Here is a 2,978-nt window from a genome sequence, read left to right as displayed (position 1 = left end):
TCAGCGACGACCTGATGGACGCCAGCAAGAAGGCGATTCGACACATGATCACCCACCTCCACGCGAATCACGGATTGAGCCGGACGGACGCCTATCTCCTGTGTTCCGCGGCCGTTGATCTGAAAATCAACGAGGTCGTGGACGCCCCGAACTGGGTCGTCTCGGCGTACCTCCCACAATCCATCTTTCCGGAATAAGCTACAAAAGTGGGAGATCACCGCAACCGATTCACTCCGACGCCTCGTGCGTGAGGACGACCTCGTAAAAGTGCGGGTCCACCTCCGCCGATGCCATCGCCTCGCCCATGTCCGCCTCCCAATCGCGTGAATCTCGAAGCGCTTCGAACGCCTCCTGACTCTCGAACTGCACGTAGTTCACGACGCGCTCGCCGTCGAGGCTCCGATGGAGGCTCATCGAGACGAATCCCGGCAGTTCGCCCATCGAATCCACCGTTTCCCGAATTTCGTCCACGAGCGCGTCCTGTTTTTCGGGGGCGATCTCGAAGACGTTGACGAGCGTCGCGCCGACGCGCCCGCCGCCGATTTCGGGCATTTAATCGCCTCCGGAACCGAGTTCGAGTCGACGGGAGGCGAACACGCCGAGGGCGACGCCGAGCGCGAAGACGACGAACCGCGGCGGACCGTTGCGTCCCGATGGGCCACGCCGTGCCGGTGATCCGTTGCGTCCTAACCGGTCACAGCCCGCCGGTGGTCCCTGCCGGTGTTCCGGGTTCGTTTTTGCCTGTTCCACACCACAATTCGGTTTGCCGCATGACGTTCGAGTCATCGACTAAACGGACGGGGCGTCACGGCCTGTAGATTGACGCGAACATGTTTTTTGGGTCGAACTACAGTTCGTCCCGGAGCCGCGTGAACAGCCGTTCTTCGCGGTCGGCGATTCTCGCGGCTTGCTCGGAAGCGTCCTCGAACAGCTGAGCCTGTCGTTCTCCTTCGGTCTCGCTCGCGTCCTTGAGCGTGTCGCTCAAAGCCGTCCATTCGTCCGCGATGCCGTGGCAGTTCGCGGGAATCGACTCATCGAGGCCGAGGTCGGATGCGAGCGCGTCGAGGAAGTCGGCGTACAACCGACGGAACGCACCGCCACCGGTCCCGCGCCGTTCGATGTTCTGGTAGGCAAAGCGCGCACACCAACTCGAATCCTCCAGTTCCGTCCACGAGGGGAGGTCCGCCGCGAACGCCCGAATCCCGTCCACGCCCTGTGAATCCCACTCACCGCCCTCCGGCGAGAGCATGAGTTCCGTCGTCCGCCGAATCGCGTTCCGCGCCGCCGTCGTTCGGTCGATTTCGATGGTCGGGTCGGCCACGGTGATCCAGTGGTTGTCGAGCGGGCCGAATCCGTACTCCGAGTTCCACGCCTTTCGGAGATGAGACGCGGGAATTCGCTGGATTGAATCGAACTCGCTGTCGGAGAGGAGGACCTCGTCGCCCTCGACGCCGACACAGAGGAGGATGTGGGGTCCGAAGTGGGTGTCCGTGCCGAAGTAATCGAGGTAGTAGAGGTCCACGAACAGCATGACTGGCGTGTCGTCGGCGATGGCGTCCCGCACGTCGGCCCACGCCGTTTCCCAGTCCTGTCCGCTCGATTCCCGGTAGTCGAGGTCGAACGTCTCGAAGAACCCCGTCTCCAACTGCCCGTTGCGCCCCATGATGATGTGGCTCGCCGGGCCGCGTTCGTAGTAGCCGAAGCCGAGTCCCGCCCCGTATCCGAAACAGAGCGACTCGTTCAGCCCCCAGTCGTAATAATCCGCCAGATTTCGAAGCGACGCCGACCCGCAATGCGCACCGGGCGTGTGCGTGTATTCGGACAGTTGCATGTCCCATCGAGGGATGCCCGGAATAAAGAATTGCCCTCTTTTGTCGTTCCCCGATTACAGATCGACCTGACGGCCGTCGACGACGTCCTCGCGGTGGTGATGACACGCCGCGTAGTGGAGCGACGTTCCGTGCTCGGTCGGCACCTCGTAGTCGGGAAGCTCCTTCGCACAGACGCTCTTTTCGGCGAACGACTCGTTCAACAGTTCCGTCGCACCGTCCCAGTCGTCGTTCGAGATGCGACCGATGGCCTCGTCCACGATGCGTCCCGCCTCGCCGGTCGGCTTCCCGTCGGCGAAAAAGCGGTCCACGAGGGTCGACTCCGTCGTCGTCTCGAACGACCGGCGCTGGACCTCCCGAAGGAAGGCGAGCGGGTTTTGCCACTCCTCGTGGGAGAGATCGTACTCCATCGGCGCGATGAGTTTCGGACAGCGGGTCCGGAACCGACAGCCACTCGGCGGGTCGATGGGCGATGGCACGTCGCCCTCCAGCACGCCACGCGCCTCCGCCAGACGGGGGTCGGGCACGGGAATGGATTCGAGGAGCGCCTGCGTGTACGGATGCTGCGGGTTCTCGAACAACTCCTCCTTGTCCGCCAACTCGACCAACTGGCCGAGATACATCACAGCGACGCGATCCGAAATGTGGCGAATCACCGAGAGGTCGTGGGCGATGAACAGGTACGTCAAGTCGAACTCGTCCTGCAGCGAGCGCATCGTGTTGAGCACTTGAGCCTGAATCGAGACGTCGAGCGCCGTTACGGGTTCGTCACAGACGATGAAGTCCGGATTCACGCTCAGCGCCCGCGCCAGATTCACCCGCTGACGTTGCCCACCCGAGAAGGCGTGCGGGTGGCGGTTGTAGTGCTGCGGGTCCAACCCGACCTTCGCCAGCAGTTCGCGTGCCTTCTCCTCACGTTCGTCGGCGCCGTACAGCCCGTGGGCCTTCATCGGTTCCTCCACGATGGGACCGATTTTCATCCGCGGGTCCAGCGAGGACTGCGGGTCCTGGAAGATCATCTGCATGTCCTTGCGCTGGGTACGCAGCTCTTCCCCGCCCAATGTGGTCAGGTTCTCACCCTTGAAGTACACCGTCCCGTCCGTCGGCTCCACGAGGCGGAGGATGGCCCGTGCGAGCGTGCTTTTCCCA

5 protein-coding genes are annotated in these 2,978 nt (G+C 63.0%); 1 reads left to right on the top strand and 4 read right to left on the bottom strand.

From position 1 onward, the window contains the following. A partial coding sequence (locus WBV42_RS08015; protein ID WP_423985559.1) for an acetamidase/formamidase family protein occupies positions 1-197 on the top strand: 197 nt, incomplete at its 5' end. Positions 198-228: 31 nt separating this feature from the next. Here the strand turns inward: WBV42_RS08015 and WBV42_RS08010 are convergent. The 4 genes from WBV42_RS08010 to WBV42_RS07995 form a co-directional block, all read right to left on the bottom strand. Then, complete coding sequence (locus WBV42_RS08010) at positions 229-552, bottom strand: antibiotic biosynthesis monooxygenase family protein (protein ID WP_423985558.1); 324 nt, start codon at positions 550-552, stop codon at positions 229-231. Then, a complete protein-coding gene (locus tag WBV42_RS08005) occupies positions 553-750 on the bottom strand; it encodes a hypothetical protein (protein WP_423985557.1) in 198 nt (65 codons plus the stop codon). Positions 751-847: 97 nt separating this feature from the next. Further along, a complete protein-coding gene (locus tag WBV42_RS08000; protein WP_423985556.1) occupies positions 848-1,831 on the bottom strand; it encodes a BtrH N-terminal domain-containing protein in 984 nt (327 codons plus the stop codon). Between the two features lie 54 nt (positions 1,832-1,885). Beyond that, positions 1,886-2,978, bottom strand: a 1,093-nt coding sequence (locus tag WBV42_RS07995; protein WP_423985555.1) for an ABC transporter ATP-binding protein, incomplete at its 5' end; no start/stop codon positions are given.

The sequence above is a fragment of the Haladaptatus sp. genome (assembly GCF_049589095.1).
Classification (GTDB): domain Archaea; phylum Halobacteriota; class Halobacteria; order Halobacteriales; family Haladaptataceae; genus Haladaptatus.
This window is presented reverse-complemented; position numbering and strand designations above follow the sequence as displayed.